Origin of the sequence: Tepidimonas fonticaldi (genome assembly GCF_001675355.1) — a bacterium.
Taxonomy (GTDB): domain Bacteria; phylum Pseudomonadota; class Gammaproteobacteria; order Burkholderiales; family Burkholderiaceae_C; genus Tepidimonas; species Tepidimonas fonticaldi.
On the sequence record NZ_LZDH01000045.1, the window covers coordinates 307,445 to 325,693 of the forward strand.

The window sequence follows — 18,249 nt, forward strand, 5'->3', positions numbered from 1 at the left end:
GCGCGCCGGCCCTACACTGCGACCCATGCGCGGACGGGCGCGATGGGCAGGTGCGGCAGCCGGTGATCCCGGTGCATGGCCACCTCGGGCGCAGTTGGCAGGCCCGACGTCCGCATGGGGGCTTACCGGCCCGTTTTGCCTCGAAGGAGTTTTCTGCCATGACCGCTCCCTTGCCCGAGCACGTCCGGCGCGCGCTGGAATCCGTCTCGCTCGACGACAAATATGCCCTGGATCGCGGCCGCGCGTTCATGAGCGGGGTGCATGCGTTGGTGCGCCTGCCGATGCTGCAGCAGCAACGCGACGCGCTGGCCGGCAAGCACACCGCCGGCTTCATCAGCGGCTACCGCGGCTCGCCTCTGGGCGGCTACGACCAGGCGCTGTGGAAGGCGCGCGAGCACCTGAAGGCCCACCACATCGTTTTCCAGCCCGGCGTCAACGAGGAGCTGGCCGCCACCGCCGTCTGGGGCACGCAGCAGCTGGGCTTCGCGCCGCCCGGCAGCGCCAAGTACGACGGCGTCTTCGGCCTGTGGTACGGCAAGGGGCCGGGGGTGGACCGCTGCAGCGACGTCTTCAAGCACGCCAACATGGCGGGCACCACGCCGTGGGGCGGCGTGATCGCGGTGGCCGGCGACGACCACGTGGCCAAGAGCTCCACCGCCGCGCACCAGAGCGACCACATCTTCAAGGCCTGCGGGCTGCCGGTGTTCTTTCCGGCCAGCGTGCAGGAGATCCTGGACCTCGGCCTGCACGCCTGGGCGATGAGCCGCTACGCCGGCGTGTGGACCGGCATGAAGACCATCCAGGAGATCGTCGAGTCCAGCGCCACGGTGGAGATCGACCCCGAGCGCGTGCGCATCGCGCTGCCGGACGACTTCGAAATGCCCCCGGGCGGCGTGCACATCCGCTGGCCCGACGCGCCGCTGGAGCAGGAGGCGCGGCTGATGGACTTCAAGTGGTATGCGGCGCTGGCCTATGTGCGGGCCAACCGGCTCAACCACAACGTCATCGAGGGGCCGCACGACCGCTACGGCATCATCGCCAGCGGCAAGGCCTACAACGACCTGCGCCAGGCGCTGCACGACCTGGGGCTGGACGACGAGACCTGCCGGCAACTGGGCATCCGCGTGCACAAGGTGGCGGTGGTCTGGCCGCTGGAGGCGCAGACGACGCGCGCCTTTGCCGAAGGGCTGCGCGAGATCCTGGTGGTGGAGGAAAAGCGCCAGGTCATCGAGTATCAGCTCAAGGAAGAGCTGTACAACTGGCGTGCGGACGTGCGCCCGGATGTGCTGGGCAAGTTCGATGAAATCGAGGGCGACCACAGTGGCGGCGAGTGGTCCATGCCCAACCCCAGCGGCAACACCCTGCTGCGCGCCAACGCGGACCTGACGCCCGCCGTCATCGCACGCGCCTTGGCACGGCGGCTGACCAAGCGCGGCCTGTTGCCCGAGGGCAGCGACATCGCGGCACGGGTGCAGGCGCAGTTGGCCGTGATCGAGGCGCGCGAACGGTCGCTGCAGGCCATCCAGGTGCAGACCGCCGACGCCCAGCGCGTGCCATGGTTTTGCTCCGGCTGTCCGCACAACACCTCCACCCAGGTGCCGGAGGGCTCGCGCGCCATGGCCGGCATCGGCTGCCACTACATGTCGATCTGGATGGACCGCAACACCCTCGCCTTCACCCAGATGGGCGGCGAGGGCGTGCCGTGGGTCGGGCAGCAGCCGTTCACGAACGAGCGGCACATCTTCGCCAACCTGGGCGACGGCACCTACTTCCACAGCGGGCTGCTGGCCATCCGCCAGTCCATCGCGGCGGGGGTCAACATCACCTACAAGATCCTCTACAACGACGCCGTGGCGATGACCGGCGGCCAGCCGGTCGGCGAGCGGCCCGAGGGCCATTCGGTGCTGCAAATCGTGCACAGCCTGCGCAGCGAGGGGGTGCGCAAGCTCTTCATCGTCACCGACGAGCCGGCCAAGTACGCCCACGCCCAGCACACCACCCTGGGCGGCGTGACGCTGACACTGCCGGCCGACGTGCCGGTGCTGCACCGCGATGAACTGGACCGCGTGCAGCGCGAGTGCCGCGACACCGAGGGCGTGACCGCCATCATTTACGACCAGACCTGCGCCACCGAGAAGCGCCGTCGCCGCAAGCGCGGCCTGATGGCCGATCCGGACAAGCGCGCCATGATCAACGAGCGCGTGTGCGAGGGCTGCGGCGACTGCGGCGTGCAGAGCAACTGCCTGAGCGTGGAGCCGCTGGAGACGGAATTCGGGCGCAAGCGCACCATCAACCAGAGCACGTGCAACAAGGATTTTTCCTGCACCAAGGGGTTTTGCCCCAGCTTCGTGACGGTGGAAGGCGCCAAGCCGCGCAAGCCCGGCCGTGACGCTGGAGCGCCCGACCTCAAGGAGCTGCCGCCGCTGCCCGAGCCGTCCCTGCCCGAGCTGCGGGCCGGCGCCGGGGCCTGGGGCATCGTCGTGGCGGGGGTGGGTGGCACGGGCGTCATCACCATCGGCCAGTTGCTCGGCGTGGCCGCGCACATCGAGGGCAAGGGCATCGTCACCCAGGACGCCGCCGGGCTGGCGCAAAAGGGCGGGGCGACCTGGAGCCATGTGCTCATCGGTGCGCGCCAAGACGACATCCTGACCACGCGCGTGGGCACCGCCGCCGCCGATCTGATTTTGGCCTGCGACCCGATCGTCGCCGCCAGCCCCGAGACGCTGGCGCGCATGCGCGAAGGCCGCACCCACGTCGCCCTGAACGCGCAAGCCACCCCGACCGCGGCCTTCGTCAAGGACGGGGCTTGGCAGAACCCGTCGGCGCGCTGTGTCGCCGCCATCACCGAGGCGGCGGGCGGCGTGGGCGTGGGGGTGTTCGATGCCGAGGCGCTGGCGCTCAAGGTGCTGGGCGACACGCTCTACGTCAACCCGATGGTGCTGGGCTATGCGTGGCAGAAGGGGTGGATACCGCTGCGGCGCGAGTCGCTGGAGCGGGCCATCGAGCTCAACGGTGTGGCGGTGGGGGCCAACAAGGCGGCCTTCGAATGGGGGCGGCGCGCCGCGCACGACGAAGGGGCTGTCAAGCGCTGGCTGCAGCCGGCGCAGGTGGTCGAGCTGCGGCCGCGGCCCACGCTGGAGCATGTGATCCGCGTGCGGGTGGAGCACTTGACGGCCTACCAGAACGCCGCCTACGCGCAGCGCTACGAGTCGCTGGTGCGCCGCGTGCAGGCGGCCGAGGCGGCGCTGGGCACGGGCTCGACTTTGCTGACCGAGGCCGTGGCCCGGCATCTGGCGCAGCTGATGGCCTACAAGGACGAGTACGAGGTGGCGCGCCTGTACACCGACGGCGCCTTCCTGCAGCGTCTGCGCGAGCAGTTCGACGGCGACTTCACGCTGCGCTTTCATCTGGCGCCGCCGCTGCTGGCCCGGCGCAATGACAAGGGCGAACTCGTCAAGCGCGAATATGGCCCCTGGGTGATGGGGGCTTTCCGTGTGCTGGCCCGGCTCAAGGGGCTGCGCGGCACCGCCTTCGACCCCTTTGGCTACACGGAGGAGCGGCGCACCGAGCGGGCCTTGATCCGCGAGTACGAGGCGGCGGTCGAGGCGGTGTTGCGCGACCTGCGGGCGGACCGGTTGCCGCTGGCGCTGGAGATCGCCCGCTGGCCGGCGCGGGTCAAGGGCTTTGGCCACGTCAAGGAACGCAACCTGCGGGCGGCCCGCCCGCTGTGGGACGACCTGCTGCGGCGCTGGCGCGCGGGCGACGCCGCCGCCGCGCCGACGCCGGCTGCGCGCGTCGCCTGATCCGCAGGGCAGGCGCGCCATCCGAGCGCGCGCCTGCCCGGTCAGCGGGCTGCCCTGTCACCGTCCCGACGCCGCGCGGTGCGGCCGTTCCGCTGACCGGCGTACACTGCGCGGTTTTTCGTGCAGGCAAGGGAGTGGCGATGGCCGCAGCGGGCAGTGCAGACGGTGGGGCAAGAACGGCGGGCGGGGTCGGCGGCGGCGTCGCGTGGGCGCTGGCCGCCGGGGCTCTGTGGGGGCTGGTATTCGTCGCGCCGCTGATGCTGCCCGAGTATCCGGCGGCGCTGCAGTCGGTGGCGCGTTATCTGGCGTTCGGGCTGATTTGCCTGCCCCTGGCGTGGTTCGACCGCCGCGAGTTGCGCAGTCTGAGCCGCGCCGACTGGCGGCATGCGCTCAAGCTGGCCTTCGTGGGCAATCTGCTGTATTACCTGTTGCTGGCCAGCTCCATCCAGCGCACGGGCGGGCCCCTGTCCACGGTCATCATCGGCACCCTGCCGGTGGTCATTGCCATCGTGGCCAACCGCCGCAACGCGGAGCGCGACGGGCGGCTGCCCTGGCGGCGCCTGTGGCCCGCCCTGGCCCTGATTGCGCTGGGCATTGCGCTGGTCAACCGCACGGAGTTGCAGGCCGTGCTGGCCGACCCCGCGCGCGACGTGGGCGCCTACACGCTGGGCGCGCTGCTGGCCGTGGGGGCGGTGGCCTGCTGGACGTGGTACCCCCTGCACAACGCCGATTGGCTGCGCGCGCACCCGGACCGCAGCCCGCGCGCCTGGTCCACCGCCCAGGGGCTGGCCACCTTGCCGCTGGCGGCCATCGGTTATGCGCTGGTCTGGGGGCTGGACGCGGTGCGGGGCGACCCGTTTGCGATGCCGTTCGGGCCACGGCCGGCGGTGTTCATCGGTCTGATGGTGTCGGTCGGTTTGCTGGCGTCGTGGCTGGGCACGCTGTGTTGGAATGCGGCCAGCCAGCGGCTGCCGACGGCGCTGGCGGGGCAACTCATCGTGTTCGAGACGCTGGCCGCCCTGTTGTACGCCTACCTGTGGCGGGGGGAGTGGCCGGCGCCCCTGTCGTTGCTGGGCATCGGTGCGTTGGTGGCCGGGGTGTTGTGGGGGGTGCGTGTGCGCCCGGAGCCGGTGATCGCGCAGGCGCACCCGGACTGACGCCCGCCCCCGACCCCGCATGCCCGCGGTGCGCAGGCCGCGGGCTACAATGGGCGTTTGCCATCATGGGTGGCCCGCAAGCGCTTGCTGGCGCGGGCCGGCCCCGATCCCCCAACCCTTTGCACGCCAGAGGAATCCGACGTGTTCATCTCCAATGCCTACGCCCAGGCCGCTGCGGGCGGCGACACCACCTCCACGCTCATGAGCCTGCTGCCGTTGGTGCTTATGTTCGTGGTGCTGTACTTCGTCATGATCCGGCCGCAGATGAAGCGCCAGAAGGAGCACAAGGCCATGATCGATGCCCTGGCCAAGGGGGACGAAGTCGTCACCGCCGGCGGTCTGCTGGGCAAGGTCTCCAAGCTGGGCGAGTCCACCATCGGCATTGAGCTGGCCGACGGGGTCGAAGTGCAACTGCAGCGCACCGCCGTCGTGCAGGTGCTGCCCAAGGGCACCCTCAAATAAGCCGCGGCCGGCGCCACCGGCCCCGAGCCCATTCGCGGCGCCGCGTGCGCCGCAAGGCGTTCGTCCATGAACCGATATTCCTGGTGGAAGTACGCGACCCTGGTGGTCGTGCTCATCATCGCCACCCTGTACACCCTGCCCAACTTCTTTGGCGAGGCGCCGGCGGTGCAGGTGTCGTCGGCGCGCGCCGCGCACCGGCTGGACGAAGGCATCGTCAGCCGCGTCGAGCAGGCGCTCGCGGCGGCCAACCTGGGGGCGGAGGCGATCCAGTTCGACGGGCAGACCGTCAAGGCGCGCTTTGCCTCGACGGACGCGCAGCTCAAGGCCCGCGACGCGATCGAGCGGGCCCTCAACCCCGATCCGGCCAACCCGACGCATGTGGTGGCCCTCAACCTGCTGCCGCGCACCCCGGCGTGGCTGCAGAGCCTGGGCGCGCAGCCCATGTATCTGGGGCTGGACTTGCGTGGCGGGGTGCACTTCCTGCTGCAAGTGGACATGGCCAGCGCGGTGGACAAGCGCGTCGAGGGCATTGCCGCCGATGTGCGCACCGCGCTGCGCGACAAGGGCATCCGCCACGGTGGCGTGCGCCGCGAAGGGCAGGCGGTGCTGGTGCGCCTGCGCGATGCGGCGACGGCGCGGGCCGCGGGCGACCTGATCGCGCGCGACTTTCCGGATGTGCAGCTGGCCGAGCGCGACGAGGGCGGCGAGACGGTGCTCGCGCTCACCCTGCGGCCCGAGGCGGCGCGCCGCATCCAGGAGCAGGCGCTCAAGCAAAACATCCTGACGCTGCACAACCGCATCAACGAGCTGGGCGTGGCCGAGCCGGTGATCCAGCAGCAGGGGCTGGACCGCATCGTCGTGCAGTTGCCCGGCGTGCAGGACACCGCCAAGGCCAAAGACATCCTGGGCCGCACCGCGACGCTGGAGATCCGCATGGTGGACGAAAGCCCCGAGGGGCTGGCCGCCGAGCGCAATGCGGGGCCGGTGCCGTTTGGCGCCGAGCGCTATCTGGACCGCAATGGGGCACCCGTCATCGTCAAGCGCGAGGTGATCCTGACCGGCGAGAACCTGACCGATGCGCAAGCGGGCTTCGACAGCCAGACGCAGGAGCCGGTGGTCAACCTGACGCTGGACGGCAAGGGGGCGCGGGTGTTCCGCGACGTCACGCGCGAGAACGTCGGCAAGCGCATGGCGATTCTGCTGTTCGAGAAGGGCAAGGGCGAGGTGGTCACGGCGCCGGTCATCCGCACCGAGATCGGCGGCGGCCGCGTGCAGATCTCCGGCCGCATGACGACGCAGGAGGCCAACGACACCGCGCTGCTGCTGCGCGCCGGCTCGCTGGCCGCGCCGATGGAGATCATCGAAGAGCGCACCATCGGCCCGAGCCTGGGCGCCGACAACATCCGCATGGGCTTCAACAGCGTGGTCTGGGGCTTTGCGGTGGTGGTCGCCTTCATGTGCATCTACTACCGGCTGTTCGGGGTGTTTTCCAGCGTTGCGCTGGCGGTCAACCTGATGCTGCTGGTGGCGGTGCTGTCCATGCTGCAGGCGACGCTGACGCTGCCCGGCATCGCCGCCATCGCGCTGACGCTGGGCATGGCGATCGATGCCAACGTGCTCATCAACGAGCGGGTGCGCGAGGAGCTGCGCAACGGCTCCGCACCGCAGACGGCCATCCACAAAGGCTACGAGCACGCCTGGGACACGATTCTGGATTCCAACATCACGTCGCTGATGGCGGGGCTGGCGCTGTTGACGTTCGGCTCGGGCCCGGTGCGCGGTTTTGCCGTCGTGCACTGCATCGGCATCCTGACCAGCATGTTCTCGGCCGTGTTCTTCTCGCGCGGGCTGGTCAACCTGTGGTATGGGCGCCAGAAGAAGCTGCGCGCCGTCTCGATTGGCATTCGCGTCGCCCCCTCGGGCGCCGTCAAGGCCGACTGATCCGCCGGGAGAGCGACGATGGAACTGTTTCGGATCCGCAAGGACATCCCGTTCACGCGCCACATGCTGGTGCTGAACCTGGTGTCCTTCGCCACCTTTTTGGCGGCGGTGTTCTTTCTGGTCACGCGCGGCCTGCACCTGTCGGTCGAGTTCACCGGCGGCACCGTGGTCGAGGTGTCCTACGCACAGCCGGTCGACCTGGAGCAGGTGCGGGCGGTCGTGGCGGGCCTGGGCTATGCCGATGTGCCGGTGCAGAACTTTGGCAGCTCGCGCGATGTGATGATGCGCCTGCCGCTGCGCGAGGGCCTCAACTCCGGCCAGCAGACCGAGCAACTGTTGGCGGCCCTGCGCGCCCAGGACCCGGCGGTGGAGCTGCGCCGCACCGAGTTCGTCGGGCCCCAGGTCGGCCGCGAGCTGGTCAGCAACGGGCTGCTCGCGCTGGCCTTCGTCATCGGCGGCATCATGATCTATCTGGCCGTGCGCTTCGAGTGGAAGTACGCGGTCGCCGCCATCATCGCCAACCTGCACGACGTCGTCATCATCCTGGGCTTTTTTGCCTTCTTCCAGTGGGAGTTCTCGCTGGCGGTGCTGGCGGCGGTGCTGGCGGTGCTGGGCTACTCGGTCAACGAGTCGGTGGTCATCTTCGACCGCATCCGCGAGACCTTCCGCCGCCAGCGCAAGATGACGGTGCGCGAGGTCATCGACCATGCGATCACCTCGACCATGAGCCGCACCATCATCACCCACGGTTCGACCGAGGCGATGGTGCTGTCGATGCTGCTGTTTGGCGGCCCGACGCTGCATTACTTTGCGCTGGCGCTGACCATCGGCATCCTGTTCGGGATCTACTCGTCGGTGTTCGTGGCGGCGGGCATCGCCATGTGGCTGGGCATCCGGCGCGAGGATCTGGTCAAGGCGCCCAAGAAAGCGGGCGAAGGCGACGACCCGAACGCCGGCGCCGTGGTCTGAGGCCCGCTGCCCCTAGGTCCGCACCACGCGCTGCAGCAGCCCGCCGGGCAGGCGCTGCACGTGTCCGTCCAGCTCCAGCGTCAGCAGGTGGGCCTGCAGGCGGGCCGTGTCCCAGCCGCAGCGCGCTTGCAGCAGGTCGAACGGCGTGGGGTCGTGGCCCAGGGCGGCCAGTACCGGGTCGTCGGCGGGCGACGGTGTCGCGCCACTGGCAGGGGCCGGGGTGCCGGCAGCCAGACCCCAGACCGCGCGCAGCTCTTCGTGGATGTGCTCGGCGGTCTCCACCAGCTTGGCTCCCTGCCGGATGAGGGCGTGGCAGCCCCGCGACTGCGGCGCGTGGATGGAGCCGGGGATGGCGAAGACCTCCCGCCCCATCTGGGTGGCCAGCTCCGCCGTGATGAGCGACCCCGATCCGAGCGAGGCTTCCACCACCAGCGTGCCCTGCGTCAGGCCGGCGATGATGCGGTTGCGGCGCGGAAAATGCGGCGCCAGCGGCGGCGTGCCCAGGGGGTGTTCGCTGACGAGGCAGCCCGCCGCCGCGATCTGGTGCGCCAGCGCCCGGTGGCGCGCCGGATAGACGCGGTCCACCCCCGTGCCGACCACCGCCACGGTCCGGCCGCCAGCGGCCAGGGCGCCCTCGTGCGCGGCGGCGTCGATGCCGGCGGCCAGCCCCGACACGATGGACACGCCCTCCGCCGCCAGCGCACGGGCAAAGGCGCGCGCGTTGTCGGCGCCTTGCGGGGTGGGGTTGCGGCTGCCGACCACGGCCAGGGCCCGTGGCGCGCTCAGGGTCGCAGGGTCACCGACCACATGCAGCAGCGGGGGCGGGTCCGGGGTGGTCAGCAGGCTTGCGGGGTAGGCCGCATCGCCCAGGGCGATCAGATGGTGGTCCGGCTGCGCCAGCCAGGCTTGGGTGCGGGCGAGCAGCGCCGGCCATTCCGGGGGCTCGACCTGCAGGCGGCTGGCCACCGTGGGCCCTACCGCCTCGGCCAAGGCCCCGTGGCGTTGGGCCAACACGGCTGCCGGCGGGCCAAATGCCGCCAGCAGCCGACGCGCCGTCGCCGAGCCCACACCCGGCGTGGCGATCAGCCGCAACCACTCGACCCAGTCGTCGGGTGCCATCCGTCTCGGTCCCCCTGCCTGCCGCGCGTCAGGGGTTGACGAAGCGATCCCCGCTCTTGACGCCGTCGGTGATCTGCAGGATCAGGGCGTACGAGACGCGTTCGAAGGTGCGAAACACCATCATCAGCCCGTTGCGCTCCCCGGGCAGCAGGAGGTCCGGTCGCGCCTCGTCGGTCTTGTCGGTCAGCCGGGTGCGGTCCTTCAGCACGGCGAGCACATGGCCCGCCTCCAGCCCGTCGGCGCGCCCGCGGTTGAGCACGATGATCTGGTTTTGTCCCGCGTAGCGCACGGCATCGCCGTGCACCTTGACGATCTGCCCGCGGATCGGGGCCGCGGGGGCGTGGGGGATGTACAAGCGCATCTCGCGCCCGGACTGGGGCAGCAGCCGGTCGCCGATGCGGATTTCCTCGCGCGCCTGCACGATCTGGACGGTCGCCGGCACCAGGGCCGGCTGCCCGTCGGGCCCCTCGCCCGCGCGTTCGCTGCGCACCAGCTCCGCACGGCCCACGGCGTGGGCTTCGTAGCCCAGCACCTCGCCGGTTTCCGGGTCGCGCAGCGCGACGGCATTGCGGTAGATCGACAGCACGCGCGGCCGGTCCGCCTGCGCCTCCAGCGCGTCGCCCGTGAGGGCATCACTCGGGCCATACTGGCCGCGGGCGTAGGCGCGGTCGCCGCGGGCCAGCAGCACCCGCGCTTCCGGGCCGGCGACGATGCGCGGCGCGCGCTCGTGGGTGTCGGCATCGACGATATCGACGTCGGCCAGGAAGGGTTCGATCGCCCCCGGGGGCAGCGGCGGAATGCCCTCGTCGCGCAGCCGCTCGGCGCGCACGCGCGGCGAGAGCTTGACCGTGGGGGGCGTGTCCGCGGCGAGCTGCAGCACGGCGCGGTCGCCGACGCGCGTGAGCACCAGCACCTGCCCGGGGTAGATCAGGTGGGGGTTGCGAATCTGCTGCAGGTTCATGCCCCACAGCTCTGGCCAGCGCCATGGGCGCTGCAGATACAGCGCCGAAATGCCCCACAAGGTATCGCCGCGCCGCACGGTGTAGCGCTCGGGTGCATTGGGGGCCAGCTCCGACAGGGGCACACCCGCCTGGGCCACCTGCTCGGCGGTGCCGCGCTGCTGCGGGGTCACGGAGTAGGGCGGTGCGGCCGAGGCGACGCAGGCCATGCCGCCCAACTGTGCTCCCACCAACGTGCCCACGACCCAGCGCGACAGGGCAGTGCCGATGCCGCCACGGGCGGCGGGCACCGGAGCGGACGAAAGCGGTGCGGGGCGTTGGCGCGGGATGGTCATGGGTGGCGATTCCTCCCTTGCCATTGTGCGGTCTGCCCCCACTTCTGGCAATGCCATCCCCTGCGCCGTGCTGGCAGGCCCCGCCAAAAGTGGCGAAAATACCGACATTCGCCTATGAACGCCTCCACCGAACTCCTGCCCATCCTGCGCTACCCCGATCCGCGCCTGCACAAGGTGGCCAAACCGGTCGCGGCCGTGGACGATCGCGTGCGCGCGATCATCCCGCGCATGTTTGCCACCATGTACGCCGCCAATGGCATCGGCCTGGCGGCCACGCAGGTCGACATCCACGAGCGCATCATCGTCATCGACGTGAGCGAAAACCGGGACCAGCCGCTGGTGCTCATCAACCCCGAGATCGAGTGGGCCAGCGACGAGAAGCGCAAGGGCGAAGAGGGGTGCCTGTCGGTGCCCGGCATCTACGACGGCGTCGAGCGCTCGGTGGCGGTGCGCGTGCGCGCGCTGGACGAGCACAGTGCAAGCCGTGTGATCGAGGCCGAGGGGCTGCTGGCGGTGTGCATCCAGCACGAGATGGACCACCTGATGGGCAAGGTGTTCGTCGAGTACCTCTCGCCGCTCAAGCGCGAGCGCATCAAGATGAAGCTCGTCAAGGCCGAGCGGGAGGCCGCGCGCGCCGCGGCCGAGGCCCGGCCGCGCAACCGCCTGCACGCCGAGCCGACGGAGGCGCGGCTTTGACCGCGGCTGCCGGGGCCACCCCCGCGCTGCGGGTGGCCTTTGCCGGCACGCCGGCGTTTGCCGCCACGGCCCTGCAGGCGATTGCGCAGGCGGGGTTTCCCGTCGTGTTGGTGCTGACCCAGCCCGACCGGCCGGCCGGCCGCGGAATGAAGGTGCAGCCCTCGCCGGTCAAGGCGTTGGCCCAGACGCACGGCTGGACGGTCGCGCAGCCGCGCGGCTTGCGGCTGGACGGCCGCTGGGCCGAGGACGCGGCGGCCGCCCGCGCCGCGCTGCAGGCCGCCCGGCCCGACGTGCTGGTCGTGGCGGCCTATGGGCTGATTCTGCCGCGCTGGGTGTTGGAGCTGCCGCGGCTGGGCTGCCTCAACATCCACGCCTCGCTGTTGCCGCGCTGGCGCGGTGCCGCGCCCATCCAGCGCGCCATCGAGGCTGGCGACCCGCAGACGGGCATCACCATCATGCAGATGGACGAGGGGCTGGACACGGGCGACATCGTGGCGATGGAGGCCGTGCCCATCGGCCCGGCGGAGACGGCCGGATCGCTGCACGACCGTCTGGCCGACCTGGGCGCGCGCCTGGTGGTGCAGGCCCTGCGGGCGGCCGAGGCCGCGCCGCTGCCCCGGCGCCCGCAGCCGGACGAGGGCGTGACCTACGCCCACAAGATCGACAAGGCCGAGGCGATGCTGGACTGGTCGGCGCCCGCTGCGCTGCTCGAGCGGCGCGTGCGCGCATTCGACCCCGTGCCGGGGGCGGCCACCACGCTGGACGGCGCCATGCTCAAAGTCTGGGGCGCCCGGGCCGAACCCGGGGTGGCGCCATCGGCCGCGCCGGGCATGGTGCTGGCGGCGGACGCGGCGGGCATTCGTGTGCAAACCGGCCAAGGCGTGCTGGTGCTGACCGAGGTGCAGCGCGCGGGCGGCAAGCGCCTGGCCGCCGGGGATTTTTTGCGCGGCACGGCGCTGCCGCCGGGGGTGTGCCTGGGGGCGACCGGATGAGCGCCGCGGCGTCCACCGCATTCTGGCGCGCGTCGTTTTTGAACCCGGTGCTGTGGCGCCGGCCCACCTTTGCCGCGGGCGCGCGCGAGCTGGTCAGCGTGGCCACCGGCATCGGGGCCTGGGGGCTGATGACCGGGGTGGCGATGGTCAAGTCCGGCCTGACGCCGCTGGAGGCGCTGTGGATGACGCTGCTCGTCTACGCGGGCAGCGCCCAGCTCACCGCGGTGCCGCTGATCACGGCCGGGGCGCCGCTGTGGGTGATCCTGGCGGCGGCCTTCTGCGTGAATTTGCGCTTCGTCGTGTTTTCCATCCACCTGCGCGCGTATGTGGCCCACCTGCCGCGCGGACAGCGGCTGCTGACCGGTTACCTGACGGGGGATTTGAGCTACGTCTTCTTTGCCCGGCGCTTTCCGCACCCGGGGCGCACCGACGAGGAGCGGCTGGATCAAGAGGCCTACCTGGCCGGGAGCTGCGGCGTCAATTACCTGTTCTGGATGACGGCGAGCGTGATCGGCATCGTGCTGGCCAATGCCATCCCGACCGAGTGGGGGCTGGGCTTTGCGGGCATTCTGGCGCTGCTGGGGGTGGGCTGCTCGCTGGCCACGTCGCGGTTGCGCGTGCTGTCGGCCGCCGTGGCCGGGTCGGCGGCGGTGGCGGCCTGGGCGCTGCCACTCAAGCTCAACATCGTGGTGGCGATCGCCGTCGCGGTCGTCGTGTGCCTGATCGCCGAGGCGCACGGTCCGCGCTGGCTGCGCGGCGCGCCCATTCCCCCCCACCGTCCGCATGGCTGATCTGAACCCCTGGACGCTGCTGACCTTCGTCGCGCTGGCCGCGGTGACGGTCATCACGCGCGGTTTTTTCTTTTTGTCCGATCGGCCATGGCAGTTGCCGCACTGGGCCGAGCGCGGCCTGCAGTACGCGCCGATTGCCGCGCTGGCGGCCGTCGTGGTGCCCGAGGTGGTGATGCAGCAGGGGCAGCTCATCCACACCTGGCAGGATGCGCGCCTCTATGCCGCCGTGGCGGGGGCCGCGTGGTTCTTCTGGCGCGGCGGGGTGCTGGGCACCATCGTCACGGGGATGGCGGTGTACCTGCCGCTGCACCTGGGGCTGGGGTGGTGAGTTCGGCGCGCGCGGCGATGCAGCGGGCCATCACCGCTTCGAGCTGGGCGCGTTGCACCGGTTTGGCCAGAAAGGCATTCATGCCGGCGGCCTGCGCGCGCTGCTCGGCGTCGTCCATGATGTCGGCGGTCAGCGCCACGATCGGCACGCGCCCGCGCGGCCCCGGCAGCGCCCGGATGCGCTGCGTGGCCTCCAGCCCGTCCATCTCGGGCATGTGCACGTCCATCAGCACGATGTCGTAGTCGCCCTCGGCGGCCAGGGCGACTGCCTGCCGACCGTCTTCGGCGAAGGCGACCTGGTGGCCCAGCTTGTCCAGCAACAGGCCGATGAATTTGCGGTTGACGGGGTGGTCCTCGGCCACCAGCACGCGCCAGCCCCCGCGCGGGGCGTCGGGCGGGGTCGGCGCGGGGGCGCTCGCCGCGGTCGAAGCCTCGGCGGCGGCCGGGGCCTCCGTTGGGGACGCATCGGGGGGCGGTGGCGCGTCCGGCGGGGGCAGCGCCAGCCACGGGTTGGGGCGGGTGACCGGAAAGCCCGACGGCTGGGCGTCCGGCTCGGCGACGCGGGTGATCCAGGTGGCGGTGAAGGTGGAGCCGACGCCGGGCTGGCTGTCCACCACCACATCCCCGCCCATCAGGCGCGCCAGGGTGCGCGAAATGTCCAGGCCCAGTCCGCTGCCCCCGTAGCGACGGGTGATGGAGGGGTCCGCCTGCTGAAAACGCTGGAACAGCCGCGCGACGGTGGCCGCATCCATGCCGATGCCCGTGTCGCGCACCACGGCCGTCCAGCGCACCAGCGTACCGCCGGCGCCGGCGGGCTCGGCCCGCAGCGCCAGGTCCACCCGGCCCTGTTCCGTGAACTTGATGGCGTTGCCCAGCAGGTTGAGCAGAATCTGGCGCACCCGGGTTCCGTCCGCCTCCACCCAGGGGGTGCCGCCGTCGTCGATGCTCAGGCCCAGGGCCAGGCCTTTGCGGTTGGCGTGCGGCTGCAGCCAGCGGTGCACCTCGTGCGCCAGTTGCGGCAGGTTCAGCGGCTCGGGCTGGATGCGCATCTGCCCGGCATCCAGCGCGGACAGATCCAGAATGTCGTTGAGCAGGCTCAGCAGGTGCTCGGCCGAGGAGCGGGCGGTTTGCAACTGGTCGCGCTGGGCCGGGGTCAGCGGGCTGTCTTCCAGCATGGCCAGCATGCCCAGCATCCCGTTGAAGGGGGTGCGCAGCTCGTGGCTCATGTTGGCCAGGAACTGGCTCTTGGCGCGGTTGGCGGCTTCGGCCGCGTCGCGTGCGCCGCGCAGAGCGGCGTTGAGCGCCTCCAGCTCGGCGCGCTCGTGCTGCTGGCGGCGCTGGCGCAGCCACAGAGCCGCCGCGGCGGCGAGCAGCACCAGCACCTGCGCGGCCATCAGCCAGACCACGTAGCGCTGCAGGCGCCGGACTTCCTGCAGCTTGGCTTCGATCATGCCGAACATCACCCCGTTGGCCGTCAGCGTCAGGGCCTGCACGTCGGGCCCGAGCCGCTCCATCTCGTCCACGATGGCCTGCAGCCGGCCGACGTCGGCGGTGTGCAGCAGGGCGTCCACCCGGGTCACCAAACCCTGCAGCTGCCCCAGCAGCGCGACGTAGTCGGGGTGCGGCCGCAGCGGCGTCATGGTGGGGTTATCGCGCAGCAGCGCCACCCGTCCGGCAAAGATCTCCTGCCGCAGGGCCAGGGCGTCCCAATCTACCTGGGCTGGTTGGGCGGCGGCGGCGCGCAGCTCTTCGCGCAGGCGCAAAAACTCGCGTTCGTGCTGAAAGACGATCGCCGTCAGCGAGTCGGCCTGCAGTTGCGCGGTTTCCTCCGCCGAGCGCACTTGCCGCAGGAAGACCGCCAGCAGCACCGCCAGCCCCGCGCCCAGCAGGGCTGTCGTGATGGCAACCCAGATCAGGAAGCGCCGGCCCTCGGCCGCGCCCGTGGCGGTGGAGGCCCCGCCGGCCGGCGGGGCTGGCCTCGCAGTCATTCGACGTCGATCGCCTTGAGTTGCCAGATCGAGCGTTCGTAGTAGCGCTTGTGTTTGAGCGCCGGATCGCTATCGAAGGGGTAGACGATGAACAGCGGCCCTTTGTCGCGCACGGGCATGAGCTCGCCGTTTTTGCGCGTGGCGACGACCACGTCGAAGCGCTGCGCGTCTTCCATGGGGATCACGATGCGGTAGTCGTTGAGCGCGGTGGCCCGCAGCTGCCGCCCCTGGGCCCGCACGGCGGCGAGCACGTCGCGCAATCGCGGGCCGCGAAAGGTCACCGGCTTGTCGTCCCAGGGCGTCTGGGTGGTGAAGGTGTGCTGCGGCAGTGCATCCAGCATGGCCAGGTCGAAGACGGCCTGCGCCCCCTGGTTGCGCACCCCGATCTGCCCGCCGACCGTGAGGATGACCCGCTCCTTCGGCTGCGCCAGCGTGGCCGGTTGGGCGCCGACGGCGCCACCCAGTCCGCTGCCCAGCGCAGCGATGGCGAACATTAGCGATCTGCGCGAAATGCGATGTTTCATGGCGGCGTCGTGATCAGAGGTGACAATTTGGCGCGATCTTACGGCAAATGCCACCCGTTCGGGCGAGCGCCCCCTCGTGCGGCTGGCACGGGCCGGGTGGCGCTCAAGGACGCTTGAGGATGCTCAAGGACGCGAGGGCGCTTGGGCCGCGGCCGCGGCGCGGGCGGCGAACTCCTCGCGCAGCGCGCGCAAGCGCGCGCGCGGGTCGTCCTGCGCCGGGGCGGCCTCCAGCTGCATCTCGGCGATGAAGCGGCTGGGCTGCGCGGCCACGCGCTCGCGCCCCTGGCGGCGGGCCTTGAGCCAGCTCACCACCAGCGTGCGCTGCGCGCGCGTGATGCCGACGTACATCAACCGCCGCTCCTCCTCGATGCGCGCGGCGATCTGCGCCGCGTCGCCATCGGCGTCGGGCTTGAACGGCAGCAGCCCCTCGTTGACGCCGACCAGCATCACGTGCGGCCACTCAAGGCCCTTGGCCGCGTGCAGGGTCGAGAGCGTCACCGCGTCCTGGTCCTGCTCGCGCTCGGCCAGCGTGCTGATCAGCGCCACCGTCTGCGCCACCTCCAGCAGCGGGCACGGCGTGCGCTCCAGCGTCGCGCCGCCGGCGTCGTCGAGCTGGCCGCCGCAGCGCTGCACCATCCAGTCCACGAAGTCCAGCACGTTGGCCCAGCGCTGCGTGGCCTGCTGCGGGCTGTCGGCGTGGTCGTGCAGGTGGCGCTCGTAGCCGATGTCGGCCAGCCACGCCGTCAGCACCGCGCGCGCCGCCTCGTGCCCCACCGCGTGGCGAGCGCGGTACTGCAGGTCGTTGACGAAGCGACCGAACTCGTGCAGCGCCGCCAGTGCCTTCGGCGCCAGCGTGGCCTGCAGCGTCGGCGCGAACAGCGTCTCGAACAGGCTGAGCTTCAGCCCCGCGGCCACCTGCCCGAGCTGCGCCAGCGTCTGGTGGCCGATGCCGCGCCGCGGTGTCGTCACCGCGCGCAGGAAGGCCGGGTCGTCGTCCTCGTTGGCCAGCAGCCGCAGCCAGGCGCACAGGTCCTTGATCTCGGCGCGGTCGAAGAAGCTCGTGCCGCCGGAGACGCGGTAGGGGATCTGCGCCTTGCGCAGCGCCACCTCGAAGGCGCGCGACTGGTGGTTGGCGCGGTAGAGGATGGCGCAGTCGCGCCACGCCGCGCCCTGCGCGCGCAGCGCCTGGATGCGCGCCACGGCGCGCTCGGCCTCGTGCTCCTCGTGGTCGCAGGCCAGCACGCGCACCGGCTCGCCCTCGCCGAGCGCGCTCCACAGCGTCTTCGGGAACAGCTTGGGGTTGGGGCCGATGACGGCGTTGGCCGCGCGCAGGATGGCGTTGGTGGAGCGGTAGTTCTGCTCCAGCTTGATGATCTTGAGCGTCGGAAAGTCCTGCGGCAGGCGCTTCAAGTTGTCCAGCGTCGCGCCGCGCCAGCCGTAGATCGACTGGTCGTCGTCGCCGACGCAGGTCAGGTGCGGCTCGGGCCGCTCGCCATGGCCCACCAGGGCCTTGAGCAGCTCGTACTGCACGGCGCTGGTGTCCTGGTACTCGTCCACCAGCACGTGGCCCAGGCGCTGCTGCCAGCGCTGGCGCACCTCGGCGTGCTCGCGCAGGAGCTTGAGCGGCAGCAGGATCAGGTCGTCGAAGTCGACCGCCTGGTAGGCCGCCAGCCGCTCGTGGTAGCGCGCCATCACCAGCGCGATCTGGGCTTCGGCCTCGTCGCGCGCCTGCGCCAGCGCCTGCTCGGGCGTCAGCCCCGCGCCCTTCCACTGGCTGATGCGCCACTGCCAGTGGCGCGCGGTGGTGGCGTCGGTGGTGCCGCCGCAGTCCTTCAGCAGGCCGACGATGTCGTCGGTGTCCAGGATCGAGAACTGGGGTTTGAGGCCCAGCGCCGCGCCGTCCTCGCGCAGGATGCGCACGCCCAGCGCGTGGAAGGTGCACAGCAGCACGCCCTGCGCGGCCTTGCCGACCAGCGTGCGGGCGCGCTCGCGCATCTCGGCGGCGGCCTTGTTGGTGAAGGTGATGGCGGCGATGCGCTCCGGCGCCAGCCCCGCCTGGATCAGCCGCGCGATCTTGTGCGTGATGACGCGCGTCTTGCCGGAGCCGGCGCCAGCCAGCACGAGCGAGGGGCCGCGCAGGTGGTGCACCGCGTCGAGCTGGGCGGGGTTGAGGGTGTCGTGCATCG

Annotated in this window: 14 protein-coding genes; 9 read left to right on the forward strand and 5 right to left on the reverse strand. The window is 71.3% G+C overall.

The window, feature by feature from the left end:
* The first annotated feature begins 158 nt into the window (after positions 1 to 158).
* From A9O67_RS05640 to secF, 5 genes are all read left to right on the forward strand, one after another.
* Positions 159 to 3,803 (forward strand): indolepyruvate ferredoxin oxidoreductase family protein, encoded by a 3,645-nt coding sequence (locus A9O67_RS05640; RefSeq protein WP_068608206.1) that lies wholly within the window; start codon positions 159 to 161, stop codon positions 3,801 to 3,803.
* Positions 3,804 to 3,943: 140 nt separating this feature from the next.
* Positions 3,944 to 4,960, forward strand: a complete 1,017-nt coding sequence (locus A9O67_RS05645) for a DMT family transporter (protein WP_082955387.1) — start codon at positions 3,944 to 3,946, stop codon at positions 4,958 to 4,960.
* A gap of 141 nt (positions 4,961 to 5,101) precedes the next feature.
* Positions 5,102 to 5,422: a preprotein translocase subunit YajC gene (gene yajC / locus A9O67_RS05650; RefSeq protein ID WP_068608208.1), complete on the forward strand. Its 321-nt coding sequence runs from the start codon at positions 5,102 to 5,104 to the stop codon at positions 5,420 to 5,422.
* Between the two features lie 66 nt (positions 5,423 to 5,488).
* Positions 5,489 to 7,363 (forward strand): protein translocase subunit SecD, encoded by a 1,875-nt coding sequence (gene secD / locus A9O67_RS05655; protein WP_068608210.1) that lies wholly within the window; start codon positions 5,489 to 5,491, stop codon positions 7,361 to 7,363.
* Positions 7,364 to 7,381: 18 nt separating this feature from the next.
* Positions 7,382 to 8,332 carry a protein translocase subunit SecF gene (gene secF / locus A9O67_RS05660; protein ID WP_068608212.1) on the forward strand — a complete coding sequence of 317 codons (951 nt, stop codon included), beginning with the start codon at positions 7,382 to 7,384 and terminating at the stop codon, positions 8,330 to 8,332.
* A gap of 12 nt (positions 8,333 to 8,344) precedes the next feature.
* On the opposite strand, the gene dprA is transcribed toward secF, so the two are convergent.
* On the reverse strand, positions 8,345 to 9,451 hold the full coding sequence (dprA, locus tag A9O67_RS05665) for a DNA-processing protein DprA (protein ID WP_068608213.1): 1,107 nt from the start codon (positions 9,449 to 9,451) through the stop codon (positions 8,345 to 8,347).
* 28 nt (positions 9,452 to 9,479) lie between these two features.
* On the reverse strand, positions 9,480 to 10,619 hold the full coding sequence (locus A9O67_RS05670) for a LysM peptidoglycan-binding domain-containing protein (RefSeq protein WP_408033410.1): 1,140 nt from the start codon (positions 10,617 to 10,619) through the stop codon (positions 9,480 to 9,482).
* Positions 10,620 to 10,859: 240 nt separating this feature from the next.
* On the opposite strand from A9O67_RS05670, the gene def reads away from it, so the two are divergent.
* The 4 genes from def to A9O67_RS05690 are packed head-to-tail and all read left to right on the forward strand — an operon-like array spanning position 10,860 to position 13,552.
* Entirely contained in the window at positions 10,860 to 11,441 is a 582-nt protein-coding gene (gene def / locus A9O67_RS05675; protein ID WP_068608215.1) for a peptide deformylase, read from the forward strand.
* Positions 11,442 to 11,467: 26 nt separating this feature from the next.
* The gene (gene fmt, locus A9O67_RS05680; RefSeq protein ID WP_068608338.1) at positions 11,468 to 12,433 is read left to right on the forward strand and encodes a methionyl-tRNA formyltransferase; all 966 of its coding nucleotides are present in this window, start codon (positions 11,468 to 11,470) and stop codon (positions 12,431 to 12,433) included.
* Positions 12,430 to 13,224, forward strand: coding sequence for an AzlC family ABC transporter permease (locus A9O67_RS05685; RefSeq protein ID WP_068608341.1), 795 nt, complete (start codon positions 12,430 to 12,432; stop codon positions 13,222 to 13,224). Before fmt ends, A9O67_RS05685 begins: the two co-directional genes overlap by 4 nt.
* Positions 13,217 to 13,552, forward strand: coding sequence for an AzlD domain-containing protein (locus A9O67_RS05690; RefSeq protein ID WP_068608217.1), 336 nt, complete (start codon positions 13,217 to 13,219; stop codon positions 13,550 to 13,552). Before A9O67_RS05685 ends, A9O67_RS05690 begins: the two co-directional genes overlap by 8 nt.
* Here A9O67_RS05690 and A9O67_RS05695 read toward each other — a convergent pair.
* From A9O67_RS05695 to A9O67_RS05705, 3 genes are all read right to left on the reverse strand, one after another.
* Positions 13,503 to 15,539 carry a response regulator gene (locus A9O67_RS05695; protein WP_068608219.1) on the reverse strand — a complete coding sequence of 679 codons (2,037 nt, stop codon included), beginning with the start codon at positions 15,537 to 15,539 and terminating at the stop codon, positions 13,503 to 13,505. The two genes, A9O67_RS05690 and A9O67_RS05695, sit on opposite strands and share 50 nt — an antisense overlap.
* Positions 15,536 to 16,033 (reverse strand): molybdopterin-dependent oxidoreductase, encoded by a 498-nt coding sequence (locus A9O67_RS05700; RefSeq protein WP_068608221.1) that lies wholly within the window; start codon positions 16,031 to 16,033, stop codon positions 15,536 to 15,538. Before A9O67_RS05700 ends, A9O67_RS05695 begins: the two co-directional genes overlap by 4 nt.
* Before the next feature lie 153 nt (positions 16,034 to 16,186).
* The gene (locus A9O67_RS05705) at positions 16,187 to 18,247 is read right to left on the reverse strand and encodes an ATP-dependent helicase (RefSeq protein ID WP_068608222.1); all 2,061 of its coding nucleotides are present in this window, start codon (positions 18,245 to 18,247) and stop codon (positions 16,187 to 16,189) included.
* Positions 18,248 to 18,249: the final 2 nt, after the last annotated feature.